This is a genomic window from Streptomyces sp. NRRL B-1140 (assembly GCF_001280065.1).
GTDB lineage: Bacteria > Actinomycetota > Actinomycetes > Streptomycetales > Streptomycetaceae > Streptomyces.
Window position 1 is genome coordinate 84,466 of sequence record NZ_LGEA01000092.1, and the last position, 21,549, is coordinate 106,014.

The window sequence follows — 21,549 nt, forward strand, 5'->3', positions numbered from 1 at the left end:
TTACCCCGACTCACGCTGGATACGGCGGAAATCCACCGGCCAGCTCCCGCACTTCTTCACGGGCTCTTGAGGGATCCGTCACGCCCCGCAGCACCCCGGCGAACAGCCCGGCGATCCGGACCACCTCCGCCTCGCCCATCCCCTGCGTGGTGATCGCGGCCGTGCCGAGCCGGAGGCCCCGGGCGTCCCCGTGCGGCAGCGCACAGCAGTCCATGACCAGGCCGGCCGCCGCGAGACGGCCCCGGGCGGCGCGTCCGTCGACGCCGAGCGGCGCCGGGTCGGCGGTGATCAGGTGGGTGTCCGTGCCACCGGTGGTGACGACCAGGCCCTCGGCGGCCAGCCGGGCCGCCAGAACCCGCGCGTTCGCCACCACCTGATGGGCGTACGCCGCGAACGCCGGTGTTGCCGCCTCCCCGAACGCGACCGCCTTGGCGGCGATGGTGTGCATCTGCGCACCGCCCTGTGTGAAAGGGAACACCGCCCGGTCCACCCGCTCGGCCAGCTCCGCCCGGCACAGGATCACGCCGCCACGCGGGCCCCGCAGCACCTTGTGGGTGGTCCCGCAGACGATGTCCGCGTACGGCACCGGGTTCGGTGCCGCTCCCCCGGCGACCAGCCCGAGGGGGTGCGCGGCGTCCGCGATGAGGTAGGCGCCCACCTCGTCGGCGACCTCGCGGAAGAACGCGTAGTCGAGGTGGCGCGGGTAGGCGATCGAGCCGCACACGATCGCCTTGGGCCGGCGGGTGCGGGCCAGGGTGCGCACCTGCTCGTGGTCGATGAGCCCGGACTCGGCCTCGACGCCGTAGCCGACGAAGTCGAACCAGCGGCCGGAGAAGTTGGCGGGCGAGCCGTGTGTGAGATGGCCGCCGTAGGGCAGGCCGAGCGCCAGGACGGTGTCGCCGGGGCGGAGCAGGGCGGCGTAGGCGGCGAGTACCGCCGAAGAGCCCGAGTGCGCCTGGACGTTGGCGTGGTCGGCGCCGAACAGCTCCCTGGCCCGCTCGACGGCGAGCCGTTCGGCGACGTCGACGACCTCGCAGCCCCCGTGGTGCCGTGCGCCCGGGTAGCCCTCGGCGTACTTGTTCGCCAGCGGTGACCCGAGCGCGGCCAGCACGGCCGGGGAGCTGAAGTTCTCCGCGGCGATGAGCTGGAGCGTGGTCGACTGCCGCTCCGCCTCACCGAGCAGGATGTCGGCGAGCTCGGGGTCATGGCGGCGCAGGACGTCGGCCTCGATGGCAGGGGTGACCGTCATGGTGGGCTCCGGGCGTAGACGGTGACACGTACGACCAATGTAGGCCCGGGGCCTGCGGAGCGCTCGGCTGTTACGTCTTTGCGGGGACGCCGGTGAGGGCCGTGACGACCGGATCGAGCGCCTGGTGTATCTCGTCCCCGATGGACCGGAAGAACGTCAGGGGGGCGCCGTACGGGTCGTAGACCTCGTCCGCCTCGGCGGTCGGGGCCAGCAGCCACCCGCGTAGAGCCGCCGCGGCGCGGACCAGAGCACGCGCGCGGGTGACCACGCCCTCCTCCAGGGGCGGCAGGGTCGCCGGGTCGATGGCCTTGACCAGACGGGTGAACTCCTTGAGCGTGAAGGTGCGCAGACCCGCCGAGTGGCCCATGGAGATGACCTGCGCCCGGTGGTCCCTGGTGGCGGTCAGCACCAGGTCGGCGCGGATCACGTGCTCGTCCAGGAGCTCGCGCCCGGTGAAGCCGGAGGCGTCCGCGCCGAAGTCGGCCAGGACGGTCTCCGCGTGGGACTCCATGGGCGCGCCCTCGTGGCCCCAGGTGCCCGCGCTCTCCACGATCAGCCCGCCGCCCAGGATGCCGAGCCGCTCCCGCACCGCATGGCGGGTCAGCCGCTCGGTGATGGGCGAGCGGCACACGTTGCCGGTGCTGACGTGGAGGATCCGGAAGCTGTCACGCGGAAGCCCCACGAACGTCGTCGTGATCTCCGCCGCGCTTTCCCCGTTGCCTATGCCACGCCCCGGCCCAGGGGCCGTCAATTCGCCACCTCGAGGTCGGGTACGACCTTTCGCAGCTCGTCCGCCGAGATGGCACCCGCGCGCAGCAGCAGCGGCACCTCACGGGTCACGTCGACGATCGACGAGGGCACGATGCCGGGGGTCGGGCCGCCGTCGAGGTAGACGGAGACGGAGTCGCCGAGCATCTCCTGCGCGGCGTCGCAGTTCTCCGGTGCCGGGTGGCCGGTCAGGTTGGCGGAGGAGACGGCCATGGGGCCGACCTCGGTCAGCAGTTCGATGGCGACCGGGTGCAGGGGCATGCGCACGGCGACCGTGCCACGGGTGTCCCCGAGGTCCCACTGCAGGGACGGCTGGTGGCGGGCGACGAGCGTCAGAGCGCCCGGCCAGAAGGCGTCGACCAGCTCCCAGGCCAGCTCGGAGAAGTCCGTGACGAGGCCGTGCAGCGTGTTCGGGGACCCGATGAGGACGGGCGTGGGCATGTTGCGGCCCCGGCCCTTCGCGTCGAGCAGGTCGGCGACCGCCTCCGAGGAGAACGCGTCGGCGCCGATGCCGTACACCGTGTCCGTCGGCAGCACCACGAGCTCGCCACGGCGGACGGCGGACGCTGCCTCGCGCAGACCGGTCACACGGTCGGTCGCGTCGTTGGTGTCGTATCGCCGTGCCATCTTTAACTGGCCTCCTCGTACACGTGCTGCTGGGATGAAGTCCACGAAGTCCGCGAAGCCCGCGAAGAGCGCGGGGTGCCCGGTGTGCTCACGGCAGGGCCTTGCGGGCCGTGGCGAAACGCGGGCGGTTGTTGAGGTCCGGGTGGTCGGCCGCGTCGGTCCAGCCGCGGTCCTCGGCGAAGATCCACGGCACCTGGCCGCCCTGGGTGTCGGCGTGCTCGACCACGACCACACCGCCCGGCCGCAGCAGCCGGTGCGCGGTGCGCTCCAGGCCGCGGATCAGGTCGAGGCCGTCCTCGCCGGAGAAGAGGGCCATGTCGGGGTCGTGGTCCCGCGCCTCGGGGGCGACGTACTCCCACTCGGTGAGCGGGATGTACGGCGGGTTGGTGATGACCAGGTCGACCTGTCCGTCCAGGTCCGGGAAGGCGGTGAGCGCGTTGCCCTGGCGCAGGTCGACCCTGGACCCCTCGACGTTCTTGCGGGTCCACTTCAGGGCGTCCTCGGACAGCTCCACGGCGTGCACGCGCGAGCGCGGCACCTCCTGGGCGAGGGCGAGCGCGATGGCGCCGGATCCGGTGCACAGGTCGACGATGCACGGCTCGACGACGTCCATGGCCCGTACGGCGTCTATGGCCCAGCCGACCACGGACTCCGTCTCGGGCCGCGGCACGAACACCCCGGGGCCTACCTGCAGTTCCAGGTAGCGGAAGTAGGCGCGCCCGGTGATGTGCTGGAGCGGTTCGCGGGCCTCGCGGCGGGCGATGACCTCCCAGTAGCGGGCGTCGAAGTCGGAGTCCCTGACGGAGTGCAGCTCGCCGCGCTTGACGCCGTGCACGAACGCGGCGAGTTCCTCCGCGTCGGTACGCGGCGAGGGCACGCCGGCGTCGGCGAGCCGCTGGGTGGCCTGGGCCACCTCCGCGAGCAGCACGCTGCGGGGGCTTGGGGGTCGCCCCCCAAATGACTGCTGCACGCAAGTCCTCCGTAGTACTCGTACGCGATCGGTCGTACGTGCTCGTGCCTGCCTTACGCGGCCGCCAGCTTCGCCGCGGAGTCCGCGTCGAGGCAGGCCTGGATCACCGCGTCGAGGTCGCCGTCCAGGACCTGGTCCAGGTTGTACGCCTTGAAGCCGACGCGGTGGTCCGAGATGCGGTTCTCCGGGAAGTTGTACGTGCGGATCTTCTCGGAGCGGTCGACCGTGCGGACCTGGCTGCGGCGGGCGTCGGCGGCCTCACGCTCCGCCTCCTCCTGCGCCGCTGCGAGCAGCCTGGAGCGCAGGATACGCAGTGCCTGCTCCTTGTTCTGCAGCTGGCTCTTCTCGTTCTGGCAGGAGGCGACGACTCCGGTCGGGAGGTGCGTGATGCGCACGGCGGAGTCGGTGGTGTTGACGGACTGTCCGCCGGGCCCGGAGGACCGGTAGACGTCGATGCGGAGGTCGTTGGGGTTGATCTCCACGTCGACCTCCTCGGCCTCGGGTGTGACGAGCACACCGGCCGCGGAGGTGTGGATCCGGCCCTGGGACTCCGTCGCCGGCACGCGCTGCACACGGTGCACGCCGCCCTCGTACTTCAGGCGCGCCCAGACGCCCTGGCCGGGCTCGGTGGCGCCCTGGCCGCCCTTGGTCTTCACGGCGACCTGGACGTCCTTGTAGCCGCCGAGCTCGGACTCGGTGGCGTCGATGATCTCGGTCTTCCAGCCGACGCGCTCGGCGTAGCGCAGGTACATGCGCAGCAGGTCGCCGGCGAACAGGGCCGACTCGTCGCCGCCCGCGCCCGCCTTGATCTCGAGGATGACGTCCTTGTCGTCGCTGGGGTCGCGCGGGACGAGCAGCAGGCGCAGCTTCTCCGTGAGCTCCTCGCGCTGCCGTTCCAGGTCCTTGACCTCGGCCGCGAAGTCTGGGTCGTCGGCGGCCAGTTCACGCGCGGTCTCGATGTCGTCGCCCGTCTGCGTCCAGGAGCGGTACGTGGCGACGATGGGGGTGAGCTCGGCGTACCGCTTGTTCAGCTTGCGCGCGTTGGCCTGGTCGGCGTGGACCGACGGATCGGCGAGCTTCTTCTCCAGGTCGGCGTGCTCGGCGACGAGTTCCTCGACGGCCTCGAACATCTTGGGGCTCCTGTGTACGGACGGGGGTGAAGGGCGGGCGACCAAAAACGCCGGTCCCGGAGCGCCCGGTGAGGGGGCGCGTCCGTGGACCGGCGCTAGGGCCTGCCCGGCGGATCAGGTCGGAGGAAAGCCGCCGTACCTGTCAGTGCCGGTGAGCGGGGCCTGGTGCGTGCAGCTGCAAGGCGGAGGAAGGAGCCGACGCGGAGCGTCGGCGACTGACGACAACGCCGCAGATGTGCGTGCCAGGCCCCGCGTCTCCGACAGGATCCGCTGGGCAGGCCCTAGGAGGCTCGCTACTTCTTGGAGCCGGCGGCCTTGCCGAAGCGGGCCTCGAAGCGGGCCACACGGCCACCGGTGTCGAGGATCTTCTGCTTGCCCGTGTAGAACGGGTGGCACTCGGAGCAGACATCGGCGCGGATGGTGCCGGACTCGATGGTGCTACGGGTGGTGAACGACGCGCCACAGGTGCAGCTGACCTGCGTCTCGACGTACTCGGGGTGGATGTCGCGCTTCAAGGTGTCTCCTAGTTTCGGGAGGGCGCCGGGTCGCCGCCGCGGGGTGCGGGAGCGTGAACCGGGGCCGACGTACCAGTCTGCCAGGACTGGGGCCTACTCCCAAAACCGGGGGTTGCCGTCGTTTGTTCCCGCGCCCTTACGGGGCGCTGACGACACCCTTGGCCTCGCCGGACGCGCTGCCCTTCGTCGCGCTCTTCGGGATCGGCTTGTCCTGCTCCAGGGCCTTCCAGATCTGTTCCGCCTTCTTCTTCCGGAGGAGGACGCGGTTGGGGTCGGCCGGGTCGTAGGCCACCGGCATCGTGACCATGTGCATGTGGGACGGGCTGATGCCCTGGAGGCCGCCGGCGAAGGAGGCGAGCTTGTTCACCGAGCCCAAGTCGGAGTCGGTCGTCACGGTCTTGGTCGCGGTCTCCGCGAGGTCGAGCAGCTTCTTCGGGTTCGAGAAGACGCCGACGTCCTTGATCTGGTTGACCAGGGCCTTGATGAAGGCCTGCTGGAGCTGGATGCGGCCGAGGTCGGAGCCGTCGCCGACGCCGTGCCTGGTGCGGACCAGGCCCAGGGCCTGCTTGCCGTCGAGCGTGTGGGTGCCCGCCTTCAGCTTCAGATGGCTGTCGGGGTCGTCGATGCTCTTGGTCGTGGTGATCTCGACGCCGCCGAGGTCGTCGATGAGCTTCTGGAAGCCGGCGAAGTCGACCTCCAGGTAGTGGTCCATGCGCAGGTCGGTGATCGACTCGACGGTCTTCACGGCGCAGGCGGCTCCGCCGGTGGAGTACGCGGAGTTGAACATCACGCCGTGGGCGGCGGGGTGCTCACCGCCCTTGGTGTCCGTGCACGACGGGCGGTCGATCAGGGTGTCGCGTGGGATGGAGACGACGCTGGCCTTCTTGTGGCCCTTGTAGATGTGCACGATCATCGCCGTGTCGGAGCGGGCGCTGCCGTCGTCGGTGCCGCCGCCGAGCTTCTTGTTGCCTCCGGCGCGGGTGTCGGAGCCGAGGACCAGGATGTTCTCGGAGCCGTTGTCGGCCTTCTTGGGGCGGTCCGTGCCGAGAGCCTGGTCGATGTCGACGCTCTTGAGGTTGCCGTTGAGCTTGAAGTACAGGTAACCGGCTCCGGCGCCACCCAGCACGACGATGCCGGCGGTGGTCCAGGCCGTGATCATCAGGCCCTTGCGACGTCTCGGAGGCTTGCGCCGCCGGCCCTTGCCGCGGTGACGCGCTCCGTCGATGCCATTGCTTCCCGGTATGCCCGGATCCGGCGTGCTCTCGGCAGACATGTACTCCTCAGCTCTTCTACGGTCGCTTACCCCCTGCGGTCAGTGTCAGGCGTGGCCGAAAAGGACCCTTCCCGCACTATCGTCGCCCCACCTGGTCAGACGGGGAAACTCGGGAAAGGGTTGCACAACGGACTGTGCCCACCGCGTAGGACGGTGGGCACAGCGCGTGTTCGGCACAGCGGGGCGCGCCCCGCTCACCTGCGATTTCAGCCGAAGATGTCGTACTGCTTGAAATCGGTGCCGACGGACTTCCGTGTGGCGAAGATCTCGCTGGTCCCCTTGCCGGTGCCGGCGTAGAGGTAGAGCGTGCCGCCGGGGGTGCGGGCCAGGAAATCGGCCTTGCCGTCGCCGGTGACGTCACCGGGCGCGTCGAAGGCGTTGTAGCCGTCCCACGTGCGCACCTTGACCCGGGCCGAGAACGCACCCGAGCCGGCCTTGCCGGTGCCCTTGTACAGGTAGATGTAGCTGCCCGACTTGCTGCGGGCGATCAGGTCGGTCTTGCCGTCCCCGTTGAAGTCGCCCTTGCCGCGCACGGAGTTGTACTGGTTCCAGCCGGAGCCGACCTTCACCCGAGAGGCGAAGGTGCCGTTGCCCTTGCCCGGGTAGATCCACATGACGCCCGCGGAGTCGACCGAGAGCAGGTCGGGCAGGTAGTCGCCGGTGACGTCACCAGGGGTGATGATCCGGGTGCGGGTCTTCCAGTTGTCGGCGATCTGCTTGGTGCTCCAGGTGCCGCTGGAGATGACGTAGTGCGCCCAGAAGACGTCGCCGGTGGAGCTGACGCGGTAGACCAGGTCCTGGTAGCCGTCCCGGTCGAGGTCGGTCTGCAGGACGACGTTGACGCCGTCCCAGTTGCCCCAGGACTCGCGAGCGGCGAAGGACGTGCCGTTGGAGTTCTTGGAGTAGCCGGTCTTGGTGGAGGCGTTGCGCACCCACAGGTCGGCCTTGTGGTCACCGTTGATGTTGGTGTCGTCCAGGCGCGGGTAGGCGGCGCCCACGTAGGTGCTGACCTTGCTGAAGACGCTGTATGCGCCCTTCGCGACGCAGTCGGTCACGCCCCAGGACACGACACCGACGATCCGGTTGTTGACGACCAGGGGGCCGCCGGAGTCGCCGTTGCAGGCGGAGACGGTGCCGGTGTCGCTGCCGGTGGCGGGATTGCCCGCGCAGACCATGTGGCCCTTGATGAAGTCCGCGCCGTACGCGTTGGAGCACGTCGTGTCGGACTGCATGGGCAGTGTGGCCGTCTTCAGCGTCTCGGAGATGTCGTCGCTGGTGGAGGTGGTGCGGCCCCAGCCGTAGACCTTGGCGCTGGTGCCGGCCTTGTACGACGTGGTGTCACCGGACGTCGTCATCCGGATCGGGGTGGCCTTGACCGGGACGGCCAGGGTCAGCACCGCGATGTCGTTGTCGATGGTGCTCGCGTTGTACGACGGGTGGTTCCACTGCCGCCAGACCGCCGTGGCGGTACCGCCGTGCAGGTCGGTGCCGTTGTCCGAGGGAAGCTGGGAGGTGCCGGTGACAACCGCGCCGTTGGCGTTCCAGTTGTAGCCCTTGACGCAGTGCGCTGCGGTGAGGATCTTCGTCGGCGCCACGACGGCGCCGCCGCAGAAGAAGCCGATGTCGTCGCTGGTGCTGGAGGTGCCCCGGTCGTCGAAGTAGAGGAGCTGCGCCATCCACGGGGCCGTGCTGATGGTGGTCTCGTTGCCACCGATGATCTTCGGGTCGATGCTGCCGGTGTTCGTGCCGGTGCCGGCGCTGAGCGAAGCCTTGCTCGTCTTGCCGGCGACATCGTCACCGACCATGGCGCCCGCGACGCGCTTCTCCAGCTCGGCGAGCGACGGCGAGCTCATGGCGGGCTTGACCGTCGGCTGCGGCAGCGGGGTCGCCGCGTCGGCGGACGTCGTCAGCAGCGCGCCGGCCACGGCGGCGGCGACACCGGCCGCGGCGACGGGCAGTGCTATGCGTATCCGGCGTCTGTGCCGACCGCCCCCGGGCATGGGTGTACCCACGAATGTCCCCCCTCGGGATCACAAGTTCGAAGAGAGCGTGATCCTACCCGCACCCGAACAACACAGAGGGCCGCCCCCCGTCCGGGGGCGGCCCTCTTGTGCAGTCCTTACCTGAGGCGGTTCACCTCAGCCGACTCACCTCAGTCGCCGTTGCCGGGCGTCGGGGTGGTCTTCTGGATCTGCATCAGGAACTCGACGTTCGACTTCGTCTGCTTCATCTTGTCGAGGAGCAGCTCGATGGCCTGCTGCTGGTCGAGGGCGTGCAGCACCCGGCGCAGCTTCCAGACGACCGCGAGCTCCTCGTTGCCGAGCAGGATCTCTTCCTTGCGGGTGCCGGACGCGTCGACGTCCACCGCCGGGAAGATGCGCTTGTCGGCGAGCTTGCGGTCGAGCTTGAGCTCCATGTTGCCGGTGCCCTTGAACTCCTCGAAGATCACCTCGTCCATGCGGGACCCGGTGTCCACCAGAGCGGTGGCGAGGATCGTCAGCGAGCCGCCGTCCTCGATGTTGCGGGCCGCACCGAAGAAGCGCTTCGGCGGGTACAGCGCCGTCGAGTCGACACCACCGGACAGGATGCGGCCGGAGGCCGGGGCGGCGAGGTTGTACGCGCGGCCCAGGCGGGTGATCGAGTCGAGCAGCACGACCACGTCGTGGCCCAGCTCCACCAGACGCTTGGCGCGCTCGATGGCGAGCTCGGCGACGGTGGTGTGGTCCTCGGCGGGACGGTCGAAGGTCGAGGAGATGACCTCGCCCTTGACCGACCGCTGCATGTCGGTGACCTCTTCCGGACGCTCGTCGACGAGGACGACCATCAGGTGGCACTCGGGGTTGTTGTGGGTGATCGCGTTGGCGATCGCCTGCATGATCATGGTCTTGCCGGTCTTCGGCGGGGCCACGATCAGACCGCGCTGGCCCTTACCGATCGGCGACACGAGGTCGATGATGCGGGTGGTCAGCACGCCCGGGTCCGTCTCCAGGCGGAGGCGGTCCTGCGGGTACAGCGGGGTGAGCTTGTTGAACTCCGGGCGGCCGCGGCCGTGTTCGGGCGCCATGCCGTTGACGGAGTCGAGGCGCACCAGCGCGTTGAACTTCTCGCGCCGCTCGCCTTCCTTGGGCTGGCGCACGGCGCCGGTGATGTGGTCGCCCTTGCGCAGGCCGTTCTTGCGGACCTGGGCGAGGGAGACGTACACGTCGTTCGGGCCGGGCAGGTAGCCGGACGTGCGGATGAACGCGTAGTTGTCGAGGATGTCCAGGATGCCCGCGACCGGGATCAGGACGTCGTCCTCGTTGATCTGCGGCTCGGAGGCGATGTCGTCGCGGCCACGACGGCCACGGCGGTCGCGGTAGCGGCCGCGACGGCCACGCCGGCCACCCTCGAAGTCGTCGTCATCCTGCTGCTGGCCCCGGTCCTGACGGCCGCCGCCCTGCTGGCTCTGCTGCTGGCCGCGCTGGCCGCCGCCCTGCTGGTCGTCGCCCTTGCCGCCGCGGCGGTCGCGGTCCCGGCCACCGCGGTCACCACGCTCTCCGCGGTCACGGCGGTCGCGACGACGGCCCTCGCCGCCGTCACCGGCGTCGGACTTGGCCTCGTTGTTCTGGGACTGCTGCTGCGACGGGGCCGGCGTCTCGGCCTTGGTGTCGCTCTTCGCCTCGGCGACGACGGTCTCCGTGGCGGTGGAGGCCGGGGCTCCGGCCTCGGCGGTGGCCCGGCGGCGACGGCGCTCGGGCGCCTCGTCCCCGCCGCGCTCGCCCGCGCTCGCGCGGGAACCGTCGCGGGAGGGGCCGCCGGCCGGCTGGCCGGGGATCTCGATCTGCTGCTGGGCCACGGCCTTGTCGGCCTTGTCCGCGGGGGCCTGGGAGGCCTCCTTCGCGTCCGCCTTCTTGTCCGCCTTCTCGGCGTTGTCGCCCGTACGGGTCCGCGAGGTGGCGCGGCGCTTGGGCTTGGTCTCGGCGGGGGCGTCGGCCTTCGCGGCCGGAGCGGCGCCGCCGGACGCCTGCGCCTCCTTGATGACCTCGATCAGCTGGCTCTTGCGCATCCGCGCGGTACCCCTGATACCGAGGCCGGAGGCGACCTGCTGCAGCTCGGCCAGCACCATGCCCTCGAGGCCGGTACCGCGGCGCCGCCGGGAGCCGGCACCGCTGGCAGGCGCGGAGGCGTCCGTGGCGGGCGCGGCAGCGGTCTCCTCGACACGTGCGCCCATCAGATCGGTGGTGTCGCTCACGAAGGGTCCTTCCCTGGAGCGGACGTCGGCCTGTCTGGCTCGGCGACCGTTTGTGCTGTCCGACTTCGGTTCGTGTGGTGTGAACCGTGCCGGGGCGGTGGTCCGCCTAAGCGGCGGAGGAATCTGGTGATGGCGCTTCCTTGAGTCGTGGCACCCAGTGTCAGTGTCACGCGGCGTGGTCGCACCGGTTCCGGAGCGTGCCCTGCGCCCCGCTCAGTGTCCTCGTACGGCGTACGGTCCGACGTACGGAACACAGTGCGGCTTGGGGGGCTCCCGGAAGAATGTCTGTCCCGGACGGGGACACGAGGCACCTCGCCATGGTGGGGTCGGGTGCAGACTTGAGGTTAACACTACCGGATCCAACAAACATTCCCCCTCTCGAAATCCGGTAACCGAGCGTTTTTCAGATGTCACCGGAGGTCGCGAGCGGCAGCACGCTCGCGCCCTGCTGGTCGAGACGCAGCCGGTTCGCGGCCCACTCCGCGCCCGCCAGGGCCTCGACCTTGTCGGCCGTCTCCGCGTCGGCCAGCGCCATGACCGTCGGTCCGGCGCCGGAGATGACCGCGGGGATGCCGTCGCCCCGCAGCCGCTCCACCAGTGCCGCGCTCTCGGGCATGGCCGGGGCGCGGTACTCCTGGTGCAGGCGGTCCTCGGTGGCCGGCAGCAGCAGTTCGGGGCGGCGCGTCAGGGCCTCGACGAGCAGGGCGGCCCGGCCGGCGTTGGCGGCGGCGTCGACGTGCGGAACGGTGCGCGGGAGCAGGCCGCGCGCCGTCTCCGTGAGTACCGGCTTTCCGGGGACGAAAACCACCGGAACGATGGAATCCGCGGGGTCCATCCTGATCGCGCGCGCGGCGCCGCCCTCCATCCAGGACAGCGTGAAGCCGCCCAGCAGGCACGCCGCGACGTTGTCGGGGTGCCCCTCGATCTCGGTGGCGAGCTCCAGCAGCGCGGTGTCGTCGAGCTTGGCGTCGGCCCCTATGGTCACGGCGCGGGCGGCGACGATGCCCGCGCAGATCGCGGCCGACGAGGAACCGAGACCCCGGCCGTGCGGAATCCGGTTGGCGCAGACGATCTCCAGACCGCGCGGCTGTCCGCCGAGCACGTCGAAGGCGGTGCGCAGGGATCGGACGAGCAGGTGCTTCTCGTCGCGCGGGAGCGTCTCGCTTCCCTCACCCGCGATGTCGATGTGCAGCCCGGAGTCGGCCACCCGGACGACCACGTCGTCGTACAAGCCCAGCGCGAGGCCGAGGGCGTCGAAGCCCGGGCCGAGGTTGGCGCTGGTGGCGGGGACGCGCACCCGGACGGCGGCGGCGCGGAACGCTGGACCGGCCATCGCTCGATGACTCTCCTTGAGCTGCGGTGATTGTCGAATGACGTGCAGTGGACATTCGATGGCGAACGAGAACCCCCCAGGCCGCTGCCGACCGGGACGGCCGGCCGCTGCCCGGCCGCGGAGACGGCGCGGCGCCGTGCTCATGCGGAGGCATATGCGGCGGGCGGGTTCAGTACAGCCTATCGAAGGAAGGTTCTGTGGCGACACAGGGCGCACAGGAGGCGCACGATGCGTGTCGTAAGCCCCCTATGCACCCCCCGTAGGGAACTCCCCCGGGAAAGCGCCGTCTTGCGCCGGACCGTGTCGGGCCGTGCTCCGGCGCTCGGCGCGACGCCGCAGGTCAGGCCAGGCCGAGGCGCTCCGCCGCGGCCGCCGAGTCGACGGGTACGGTGACCGGCTGCGGCGCGCCGGCGACGGCCCAGTCGGGGTCCTTCAGGCCGTTGCCGGTGACGGTGCACACGATGCGCTGCCCCGGGTCGACCTTGCCCTGCTCGGCGGCCTTCAGCAGACCCGCGACGGACGCGGCGGACGCCGGCTCGACGAAGACACCCTCCTGGGACGCCAACAGACGGTAGGCGCGCAGGATCTCACGGTCCGTCACCTCGTCGATGAAGCCGCCCGACTCGTCCCGCGCGGCAAGCGCGTACTGCCAGGAGGCCGGGTTGCCGATGCGGATGGCCGTGGCGATGGTCGAGGGGTCCTTGACGACCTCGCCGCGCACGATCGGGGCACTGCCGGAGGCCTGGAAACCCCACATGCGCGGGGTCCGGGTCGCCACCTTGTCGGCGGCGTACTCCGTGTAGCCCTTCCAATAGGCCGTGATGTTGCCCGCGTTGCCGACCGGCAGGACGTGGATGTCGGGCGCGTCGCCGAGCATGTCCACGATCTCGAAGGCGGCGGTCTTCTGACCCTCGATACGGACCGGGTTGACCGAATTGACCAGCGCCACCGGGTAGTTGTCGCTCAGACCGCGCGCGAGCGTGAGGCAGTCGTCGAAGTTGCCGTCGACCTGGAGGATCTTCGCGCCGTGCACGAGGGCCTGGCCCATCTTGCCGAGCGCGATCTTGCCCGTCGGCACGAGCACGGCGCACACCATTCCGGCCCGCACGGCGTAGGCGGCGGCGGAGGCCGACGTGTTGCCGGTGGAGGCGCAGATGACGGCCTTCGCGCCCTCCTCCTTGGCCCGGGTGATGGCCATGGTCATGCCGCGGTCCTTGAAGGACCCGGTCGGGTTCGCGCCCTCGACCTTGAGGTGGACCTCGCAGCCCGTGCGCTCGGAGAGCACCTGCGCGGGGACGAGGGGCGTGCCGCCCTCACGGAGCGTCACGACCGGCGTGCTGTCGGATACCGGCAGCCTGTCCCGGTACTCCTCGATGATTCCGCGCCACTGGTGGGTCATTGCTGGTTACTCTCCTTCAACCCGCATGATGCTGGCGACACCACGCACGGTGTCGAGCTTGCGCAACGCCTCGACGGTCCCGGTGAGGGCGGCGTCGGACGCACGGTGCGTGACGACGACGAGAGAGGCCTCGCCGTCCTTCCCCGACTGGCGAACCGTATCGATCGAGACTCCGTGCTCGGCGAAGACGGTCGCGACCTGGGCGAGAACACCCGGTTTGTCAGCTACGTCGAGGCTGATGTGGTACCGCGTGACGACGTCGCCCATCGGCGACACCGGCAGCGCGGCGTAGGCGGACTCGCCCGGTCCGGTCGCGCCGCCGATCCGGTTGCGGCAGACGGCGACGAGGTCGCCGAGCACGGCGGAGGCGGTGGGGGAACCGCCCGCTCCGGGACCGTAGAACATGAGCTGCCCGGCGGCGTCGGACTCGACGAACACGGCGTTGTAGGCGCCGCGGACGGAGGCCAGCGGGTGGCTCAGCGGGATCATGGCCGGGTGCACCCGCGCGGTGACCGACGCCCCGTCGTCGGCCCGCTCGCAGATGGCGAGCAGCTTGATGGTGCAGCCCATCTCCTTCGCGGAGGCGAAGTCGGCCGCGGTCACCTCGGTCATGCCCTCGCGGTGGACGTCGTCGAGGCGCACGCGCGTGTGGAAGGCGATACCGGCGAGGATCGCGGCCTTGGCGGCGGCGTCGAAGCCCTCCACGTCGGCGGTCGGGTCGGCCTCCGCGTACCCCAGGGCGGTGGCCTCGTCGAGGGCCTCCTGGTAGCCCGCGCCCGTCGAGTCCATCTTGTCGAGGATGAAGTTGGTCGTCCCGTTGACGATGCCCATCACCCGGTTGATCTTGTCGCCGGCGAGGGACTCGCGCAGCGGCCGGATCAGCGGGATGGCACCGGCGACGGCGGCCTCGTAGTAGAGGTCCCGGCCGTGCTGCTCGGCGGCGGCGTGCAGGGCGGCGCCGTCCTGGGCGAGCAGCGCCTTGTTGGCGGAGACGACGGAGGCGCCGTGCTCGAAGGCGGTGGTGATGAGGGCCCGGGCGGGCTCGATGCCGCCGATGACCTCGACCACCACGTCGATGTCGCCGCGTTTGACGAGGGCGGTGGCGTCGGTGGTGACGAGCTCGGGGGCGATGCCTTCGCGCACCCGGTCGGGCCGCCGTACGGCCACGCCCGCGAGTTCCACCGGGGCCCCGATGCGGGCCGTGAGGTCGTCGGCGTGCGTCGTCATGATGCGCGCCACCTCTGAGCCGACCACTCCACAGCCCAGCAGCGCCACCTTCAGCGGACGCGTACGCATCATCCGACCTCGTTTCCTCTTTACCGTCTACGGTGGAACCAGTCTCACTCACCGGACGGGAGTTTCTGCCCCCGGTCCGGATCGTGAGATGTCTATTTCATTTTCGCGCGGGCCGAAGACAGGAGATCTTCCGCCGCCGGTTTTGCTCTCTGTCCTCAGCCCACGTCCAGACGCAGCAGGTCCTCCTCCGTTTCGCGCCGGACGATCACCCGGGCCTCACCGCCGTCGACGGCGACGACCGGCGGGCGCAGCACGTGGTTGTAGTTGCTGGCCATGGAGCGGCAGTACGCGCCGGTGGCCGGTACGGCGAGAAGGTCACCCGGTGCCACGTCGGACGGCAGGAACGCGTCCTTGACCACGATGTCCCCGCTCTCGCAGTGCTTGCCGACGACCCGGGCGAGCATCGGCTCGGCCTCGGAGGTGCGGGAGACCAGCGCGACGCTGTACTCGGCGTCGTACAGCGCCGTGCGGATGTTGTCCGACATGCCGCCGTCGACGGAGACGTAGGTCCGCAACCCGTCGAGGGGCTTGATGGTGCCGACCTCGTAGAGCGTGAAGGCGGTCGGACCGACGATGGCGCGCCCCGGCTCCACGGAGATCCGCGGCGTGCGCAGCTGCGCGGCCTCGCACTCACGGGTGACGATCTCGGTCAGCGCCTTGGCGATCTCGTGCGGCTCACGCGGGTCGTCGTCGCTGGTGTAGGCGATACCGAGGCCCCCACCGAGGTCGATCTCGGGCAACTCGACACCGTGCTCGTCGCGGACGGCCTTCAGCAGCCCGACCACCCGGTGCGCGGCCACCTCGAACCCGGACATGTCGAAGATCTGCGACCCGATGTGGCTGTGGATGCCGACGAGCTCCAGCCCGTCGAGCTGCAGGGCCCGCCGTACCGCCTCGGCGGCCTGCCCGCCGGCCAGCGGGATGCCGAACTTCTGGTCCTCGTGGGCCGTGGCGATGAACTCGTGGGTGTGCGCCTCGACGCCGACGGTGATCCGGATGAGAACCTTCTGCCGCTTCCCCAGGCCCTGCGCGATATGGGCGACGCGCACGATCTCCTGGAAGGAGTCGAGAACGATGTGCCCCACACCGGCCTCGACGGCCCGGGTGATCTCGTCGACGGACTTGTTGTTGCCGTGGAAGGCGATGCGCTCGGCGGGCATGCCGGCGGACAGGGCGGTGGCCAGCTCGCCGCCGGAGCAGACGTCGACGTTCAGCCCCTCCTCGTCGAGCCAGCGCACGACGGCACGGGACAGGAACGCCTTGCCCGCGTAGAACACGTCGGCGTCGGCCCCGAAGGCGGTGCGCCAGGCACGCGCGCGGGCCCGGAAGTCGGCCTCGTCCAGGACGTAGGCGGGAGTGCCGAACTCCTCGGCGAGCCGCGTGACCGGAATGCCGCCGACGGTCACGACCCCGTCGTCGTCACGCGTCACCGTCTGGGCCCACACCTTGGGGTCCAGCGCGTTGAGGTCGGCGGGCGGGGCCGAGTAGTGCCCCTCGGGGAGGACATCTGCGTGACGGGGCCCGGCGGGGTGTGCGGAACGGCTCATGATCTGTACGTGTCTCTCAGAGATGGTCGGGTGCGTCGATGCCGAGCAGGGACAGGCCGCCGGCCAGCACCGTCCCGGCGGCTTCGGCGAGCGCGAGCCGGGCACGGTGGGCGGCCGAGGGTTTCTCCTCACCGAGGGGCAGCACGGCGGGGAGCAGAGGCATCACGGCATCGGCGACGGCGATGAGATGCCGGGCCAGACGGTCGGGGGTGTGCTGCGTGGCGGTGGCGGCGAGGACGCGGGGGTGGTCGCCGAGTAGGGCGGTCAACGCTTCCGCTGCGCTCACGGGACCCGGCTCGGGGTGGAAGCCCAGGTCCGCGGCGTTGCGCAGGAGGGCCCGGGTGCGGGCGTGGGCGTACCGGACGCGGAAGAGGGGGTTGCTCTCCCGCTGGACGAGGTGGTCGCCGGGGATCTTGGGCCGGTCGTGGGCGGCAGGGTGCAGCAGGGCCCAGCGGGCGGCGTCCCGGCCGAGGGGCAGAGGGTCGACGCGGGCGGGAACGGGGTGGACGGTGACGGACCGGTCGGGGATGACACGCGGCCCCGGGGTGGTGATGTCCGCCCCGAGGACGGACCCCCACTCCGGGGCGGGCCGCCCGGTGCAGGAGACACGGACGATGTCCCCCTGGCTGCGCGCCAGACGGGCCACGACGTCCGTGACCACGACGGCGCGCACTTCCGCCCGGCAGTAGATCTTGAGGGCGAACCCGCTGAACCCGCTGGTCGTGTGCCCGTAGCGCCGCCCGCGCCGCAGGATCTCGTCGACGAGGTCGCCGGAGGCGGTGTTGTGCAGGCTGACGTTGAGGAAGCCGGGCCCGGTGACCACGACGTCGGCGAACCGCCGCTCGTCGAGGAGCCGCGCCCGCAGCACCTCGGCCACGTCACGAGGCGGCCGCCCTGCCGCGCGGGCCAGCTGGAGGGCGATGTTGGTGGCGTAGTCGCCACGGCCCCCGGGCCCGGGCGGAGCAACCACGGCCCGCTCCGGAACGGTCACGCTGAGCTCACCCTCGTCGACGGCGCGGCGCACGGCGTGCAGCACGGTGCGGGAGAGCTCTGCGGGGGTCACGGCACCAGCGTATGGGAGGAAGGGGGTGGGTATGCGAGCCGGTTTCCCGGGGGTCCGGGATGTGGACGGTGGCCGGTGTTCCGGGGTGGGTGCTGCTCGGGGGTTCGTAGAATGCCTTCGGCAGACGCCTACCTGGGTCAGGGGTGGACGCTGCCCAGCATGAGGGGGCCGCGCGGTGGACGCTGCCCGGCGTTTCGGGAGCGGCGACGGTGCGACGGTGCGACCGAGCTCCTACGGCACGGCGGGAATATCCACTTCCTGCCCCTGCCCCTGCTCCCTCACCGGTTCCTTCGCTACCGGTTCTTCCCCTGGGGCACCACCGCCGTCGGTGTCGGGACCACCGCCGCGCTGCCGACCCCCGCCCCGGGCTCGCTCCATCAACTGGCGGACCACGAGGACCAGTTCGGCGGGCTCGAAGGGTTTGGCGAGGAAGGCGTCGACGCCCACTTCAAGCCCGGCCTCGATCTCGTGGTGGCTGCAGGCGCTGACGATGGCGAGGGGCGTGTCCCGGGTCCGCGGGTCAGCCCGGAGGCGAGCGGCGGTCCGCAGCCCGTCCAGCCGGGGCATGACGACATCGAGGGTCACGACATCGGGCCGCACGTGATGCACGACATCGAGACACTCGGCACCATCGGCCGCGGTCACGACCTCCAGCCCCTCAAGCTCGAGGTTGACCCTGATCAACTGCCGGATGACCTTGTTGTCGTCCACAACAAGCACCCGACCCGACGCGCCTGGCACAACTCGAGAGTAGGTCGGCCCCGGCCATCGCGTCCGGGTTTTCCCCACTTCCACCCCGCACGAGCGACCCGGACCCCCCGCCCCGACAGCGGAAACCCGTTCATGACCACCCCGAGGGAGCTGGTAGTGTTCTACCCGTCGCCGCGAGCAATCGCGACGCACACGCCCCCGTAGCTCAGGGGATAGAGCAACGGCCTCCGGAGCCGTGTGCGCAGGTTCGAATCCTGCCGGGGGCACCTTGCATGAGGTGCCCAAAGACCCCGCCATCAGCGCTTTCGCTGGGACGGGGTCTTCGCGTATGTGCAGGCGTGTGCCGCTCGGAGCGGCTGTATGTCGGGCGCCGTGGACTATCCGTGGACTGGCCACAGGCCAGGAACCCGCAGGTCAGGGCCGGAAAACGCCGAGACCCCCGAACCGTAGTCCAGGGGCCATCATGCCGCAGGTGCGCGTGTCGGAGGTCTGCCGGGATCAAGTCCCGTCGCCGGGCTCGTCCTCCAGGCCGTCATCCTCACCGAGGAGCTCGGCGATCCGGCGGTTGGCCACGTCCTGGCGCCCGTCGAGGCACTTCGCGTACCGGCTCAGCAGCACTTCGACGCTGTTGCCCGCGCGTTCCGCCACCTCGGTGGGGTCGACGCCGGCGTTGAGCCACGAGGAGAGCGCGGCGTGCCTCAGGTCGTACGGCCGAGCGGCCAGCGGCGAGGCCACCTGTTCCGGCGTGAGCGCCAGGTGCCGGGCCTCGTCCCAGACGCGCCAGTACGTAGTGGAGGCGACCACTCCCCCACGTTCGTTGGCGAACAGCCGCCCGTCCGTGGCAGTGCCGAACTCCTCGATGTGGGCGAGGAGCATGCGGACGAGGCGAGGCGGGATCGGGACGATGCGGGTTTCGTTCGCGGGGCGATTCTTAAGCCCGCGGTTGTCGTGAACCTCCCCGGTCCCGGTCCAGCGCTTCCCAACGGTCGGCCGGGTCTTCTCCAGGATCAGCGAACCCCACCCGGTCTCCGGCAGCGTGCAGTCCGGACGACGCAGCGCCACAGCTTCCGCCGGCCGAAGCCCACCGAAGTACATGCAGGCGAAGAGCGCGACCATGCGCCGTCCCCGGGCCCTGCGGTAACCGCCGACGTATGAGACGGCGGCCAGGAGCTCGCGTGCCTGCCGAGGGTTCACCACGACCCGGCGGTCGACTTCCTTGGTCACCTTCGGCGGCTTCCACTTCACGAGCGTGACCGGGTTATCCGGGAGCTCCCCCAGTTCGACCGCGTACGCGAGGGCATTGAAGAGGACCGCCCGCTTGCGCCGCACCGTCTCGGCGGCCGCTGGAGCGCCCGACAGCTTGAGCTTGAGCGAGTCGAGGACGCGGCGGGTATCTGCCGGGTTCTTGAGCGTCGCCAACGGCAGCGAGGCCTTGGCCACCCATCGAAGAGCGTTCGCGATGTCGACCGGCGGAGCTTCCTCGTCCGAGGCTTGGACGACGAAAGCCCAGCCCCGCAGCGCACGGCGCAAGACGTCGTCAGCAGGCCGCCCCGGGCGATCACCCAACAACTGAGTGGTGACGAGCGTCATCGTCTCGTTCAGGCTGTCGCGGGAGTTCGGAGCCGCGTGCGGCCACTTCATGGCGACGTACGCCCGTGCGAAGTCGTACCAGGTACGGGACGCTTTGACGGGTGCCATGGAGTCCGGCAGACCGGTTTCCGTGTCGAATGCCTCGCCCTTCTGCGCAGCCCGAAGAAGCTTGGCGCGGAAGTTGTCGGCGAGTGCCTTGGTCCGGAAGGTCTCGGAGAACGGCGGGGCGTCGGCAACCTTCCATCGCACGTCATAGGACGGCGTCTTGTAGGGCCGCTTGCGGATGCCCCACACCCTCACGTCATGCGACTTCACGCCGCCTCCGCGAGCCCGTGGAGCCAGGCGTCGAAGTCACTGCGCCAAACGCGGAGCTCACCATTCGGCAGCTTGATCGCTTCCGGAGCCTGCCCTAGCTCGCGCCAGCGGTAGAAGGTTCGGCGGGACACTCCGCCCAGCTCGGCGAGGATCTGCGGGACAGTCATCAGTTCGTCCCGTCGGCGGTCCATGTCGGTTCTCCTTCCGTTCCGGGGGCGGGTTCGAGAGATGCGGCCAGCCAGGCTTCGGTGTCGGACAGGCCGGTTCCGGCGAAGACCCAGTGCGCGAGGACGTAGGTCGTCTCGGGCTCGGGGCCGTTGGGTGTTGCGGCTTGGGCGCGGCGCCACTGGGCGCGTGCGTCGCGGAGGGCGCCGAGAGTGGTTGAGTAGCGGCGGGACTTGGTGGAGAAGTGGCCGCGGAAGCCGAGCATGTGAGCCCAGGCGCGCAGGCGGAGGCGTTCGAGGTCCTTGCGTGCGCCGAGGAACCAGGCGGTGCGGATGAGGCGGCGGGCGTGGTCGCTGATGTCGAGCTGGGCGAGTTCGGCGGCGAACTTGAGCGGGCGGTCGAGAGCTCCTGTCGCCGTCTCGGCGCCTTTGGTGGCGTACTTGGCGATGTAGGCGGCGACAGCCCGTTCGGTCAGCTCCTGGCCGCCGTCGAAGTCGGCCGAGCGGATGGTGCGTACGTCGAGCTGGCGACCGAAGGTGAAGGCGTGGGCGCGGCCATCGATGGTCGGGCCGTCCACCCGGACCTTGGCGGTGGCCGCCCGGATGGCGTCCGTGAGCAGCTCGGCGGTTGCCCACACAGGAGGTGGAGTGTCGCCGCCGCTGGGGCCGTCGATGCGGATGACGGCGTGGAAGTGGACTGCGCCACGCTTCTGGTACTCGGCGACCTTGGCGAAGGACACTCGGGCGTGCTCGCGGAAGCGCCGCTGGGAGAGGCCGGCGCGCTTGGCGACTTCTCGGCGCAGGTAGGTGGAGAAGCGCCGCCAGAGTGGACCGGCGTGGGCGTTCCAGAGCACCGCGGCTTCGTAGTCGTAGGTGTCCGGGTCGAGCGCGGTGCCGAGTGCCTCGTCGTCCTGGTCGTGGTGAGTGCCGCAGCGGCACGGGCGCCCGCTGGAGGGACGGTTGTGGACCGGGCCGAAGCTCGGCGCGGTGAAGGTGGCGAACACGCGCGGGTGGGCGGCGACGTGTTCGGGGATGCCCTTGCCGCCGCGCAGGCCGGAGGTGATCAGGTGGAAGGTGTCGCGGCGGTAGACCTCGGCGCAGGCGGCGCAGCGGGTCGTGCGGCGGTTGTTGCAGCGGACGAGGAGCTGTCCGGCCGGGAGGCTGGTCGAGTCGAGGCGGTGGAGGAGGTTGCCGATCTCGCCGGTCGTGGTGTCGACGTGGTACTCGGTGCGGTGGCCGTCGAGGCGGATCGGGTTGGTGCAGCCGCCGAGTCCGGAGAGCTGGCGGAGGATACCCGGCAATGTGCCCTGCGCGGCCAGGTTCGCGAGTTCCGGGAGTGGGGCCGGAGTGGTGCGGGTGAAGATGGCG

18 protein-coding genes and 1 tRNA gene are annotated in these 21,549 nt (G+C 70.6%); 1 reads left to right on the forward strand and 18 read right to left on the reverse strand.

Features of this window, described 5'->3' with window-relative positions; all coding sequences use genetic code 11:
- Positions 1 to 10 precede the first annotated feature (10 nt).
- From glyA to ADK65_RS14900, 15 genes are all read right to left on the reverse strand, one after another.
- Positions 11 to 1,249 carry a serine hydroxymethyltransferase gene (gene glyA / locus ADK65_RS14830; RefSeq protein ID WP_053670591.1) on the reverse strand — a complete coding sequence of 413 codons (1,239 nt, stop codon included), beginning with the start codon at positions 1,247 to 1,249 and terminating at the stop codon, positions 11 to 13.
- Positions 1,250 to 1,319: 70 nt separating this feature from the next.
- Positions 1,320 to 2,000 (reverse strand): low molecular weight phosphatase family protein, encoded by a 681-nt coding sequence (locus tag ADK65_RS14835; RefSeq protein WP_053670592.1) that lies wholly within the window; start codon positions 1,998 to 2,000, stop codon positions 1,320 to 1,322.
- A complete protein-coding gene (locus tag ADK65_RS14840; protein ID WP_053670593.1) occupies positions 1,997 to 2,644 on the reverse strand; it encodes an L-threonylcarbamoyladenylate synthase in 648 nt (215 codons plus the stop codon). The genes ADK65_RS14835 and ADK65_RS14840 overlap by 4 nt, the downstream gene beginning before the upstream one ends.
- 88 nt (positions 2,645 to 2,732) lie before the next feature.
- Positions 2,733 to 3,572 carry a peptide chain release factor N(5)-glutamine methyltransferase gene (gene prmC, locus ADK65_RS14845; RefSeq protein WP_053670594.1) on the reverse strand — a complete coding sequence of 280 codons (840 nt, stop codon included), beginning with the start codon at positions 3,570 to 3,572 and terminating at the stop codon, positions 2,733 to 2,735.
- A 95-nt stretch (positions 3,573 to 3,667) separates the two neighbouring features.
- Positions 3,668 to 4,744, reverse strand: a complete 1,077-nt coding sequence (gene prfA, locus ADK65_RS14850) for a peptide chain release factor 1 (protein WP_053670595.1) — start codon at positions 4,742 to 4,744, stop codon at positions 3,668 to 3,670.
- A gap of 293 nt (positions 4,745 to 5,037) precedes the next feature.
- The gene (gene rpmE / locus ADK65_RS14855) at positions 5,038 to 5,259 is read right to left on the reverse strand and encodes a 50S ribosomal protein L31 (RefSeq protein WP_003992975.1); all 222 of its coding nucleotides are present in this window, start codon (positions 5,257 to 5,259) and stop codon (positions 5,038 to 5,040) included.
- Between the two features lie 136 nt (positions 5,260 to 5,395).
- A complete protein-coding gene (locus tag ADK65_RS14860) occupies positions 5,396 to 6,532 on the reverse strand; it encodes an LCP family protein (RefSeq protein ID WP_053670596.1) in 1,137 nt (378 codons plus the stop codon).
- A gap of 206 nt (positions 6,533 to 6,738) precedes the next feature.
- Positions 6,739 to 8,532 carry a trypsin-like serine protease gene (locus ADK65_RS14865; RefSeq protein WP_053670597.1) on the reverse strand — a complete coding sequence of 598 codons (1,794 nt, stop codon included), beginning with the start codon at positions 8,530 to 8,532 and terminating at the stop codon, positions 6,739 to 6,741.
- 152 nt (positions 8,533 to 8,684) lie between these two features.
- Complete coding sequence (gene rho / locus ADK65_RS14870; protein WP_053670598.1) at positions 8,685 to 10,763, reverse strand: transcription termination factor Rho; 2,079 nt, start codon at positions 10,761 to 10,763, stop codon at positions 8,685 to 8,687.
- Between the two features lie 403 nt (positions 10,764 to 11,166).
- The gene (thrB, locus tag ADK65_RS14875; RefSeq protein ID WP_053670599.1) at positions 11,167 to 12,096 is read right to left on the reverse strand and encodes a homoserine kinase; all 930 of its coding nucleotides are present in this window, start codon (positions 12,094 to 12,096) and stop codon (positions 11,167 to 11,169) included.
- A gap of 340 nt (positions 12,097 to 12,436) precedes the next feature.
- Positions 12,437 to 13,495 (reverse strand): threonine synthase, encoded by a 1,059-nt coding sequence (gene thrC / locus ADK65_RS14880; RefSeq protein WP_053670600.1) that lies wholly within the window; start codon positions 13,493 to 13,495, stop codon positions 12,437 to 12,439.
- Positions 13,496 to 13,501: 6 nt separating this feature from the next.
- Positions 13,502 to 14,794, reverse strand: a complete 1,293-nt coding sequence (locus tag ADK65_RS14885) for a homoserine dehydrogenase (protein WP_053670601.1) — start codon at positions 14,792 to 14,794, stop codon at positions 13,502 to 13,504.
- A 152-nt stretch (positions 14,795 to 14,946) separates the two neighbouring features.
- Positions 14,947 to 16,338 (reverse strand): diaminopimelate decarboxylase, encoded by a 1,392-nt coding sequence (gene lysA / locus ADK65_RS14890; protein WP_053670602.1) that lies wholly within the window; start codon positions 16,336 to 16,338, stop codon positions 14,947 to 14,949.
- A 16-nt stretch (positions 16,339 to 16,354) separates the two neighbouring features.
- Positions 16,355 to 17,401, reverse strand: coding sequence for an ArgS-related anticodon-binding protein NrtL (nrtL, locus tag ADK65_RS14895; protein ID WP_053670603.1), 1,047 nt, complete (start codon positions 17,399 to 17,401; stop codon positions 16,355 to 16,357).
- 231 nt (positions 17,402 to 17,632) lie between these two features.
- On the reverse strand, positions 17,633 to 18,190 hold the full coding sequence (locus ADK65_RS14900) for a response regulator (protein ID WP_078955975.1): 558 nt from the start codon (positions 18,188 to 18,190) through the stop codon (positions 17,633 to 17,635).
- A gap of 116 nt (positions 18,191 to 18,306) precedes the next feature.
- On the opposite strand from ADK65_RS14900, the gene ADK65_RS14905 reads away from it, so the two are divergent.
- Positions 18,307 to 18,378: transfer RNA gene (locus ADK65_RS14905), tRNA-Arg, on the forward strand.
- 232 nt (positions 18,379 to 18,610) lie between these two features.
- On the opposite strand, the gene ADK65_RS14910 is transcribed toward ADK65_RS14905, so the two are convergent.
- From ADK65_RS14910 to ADK65_RS14920, 3 genes are read right to left on the reverse strand one after another with little or no spacing between them, the layout of a single operon-like run.
- The gene (locus ADK65_RS14910; protein ID WP_053670605.1) at positions 18,611 to 20,017 is read right to left on the reverse strand and encodes a tyrosine-type recombinase/integrase; all 1,407 of its coding nucleotides are present in this window, start codon (positions 20,015 to 20,017) and stop codon (positions 18,611 to 18,613) included.
- Positions 20,014 to 20,208 carry a helix-turn-helix transcriptional regulator gene (locus ADK65_RS14915; protein ID WP_033314625.1) on the reverse strand — a complete coding sequence of 65 codons (195 nt, stop codon included), beginning with the start codon at positions 20,206 to 20,208 and terminating at the stop codon, positions 20,014 to 20,016. The genes ADK65_RS14910 and ADK65_RS14915 overlap by 4 nt, the downstream gene beginning before the upstream one ends.
- Positions 20,184 to 21,482, reverse strand: a complete 1,299-nt coding sequence (locus ADK65_RS14920) for a replication initiator (RefSeq protein ID WP_053670606.1) — start codon at positions 21,480 to 21,482, stop codon at positions 20,184 to 20,186. Before ADK65_RS14920 ends, ADK65_RS14915 begins: the two co-directional genes overlap by 25 nt.
- Positions 21,483 to 21,549: the final 67 nt, after the last annotated feature.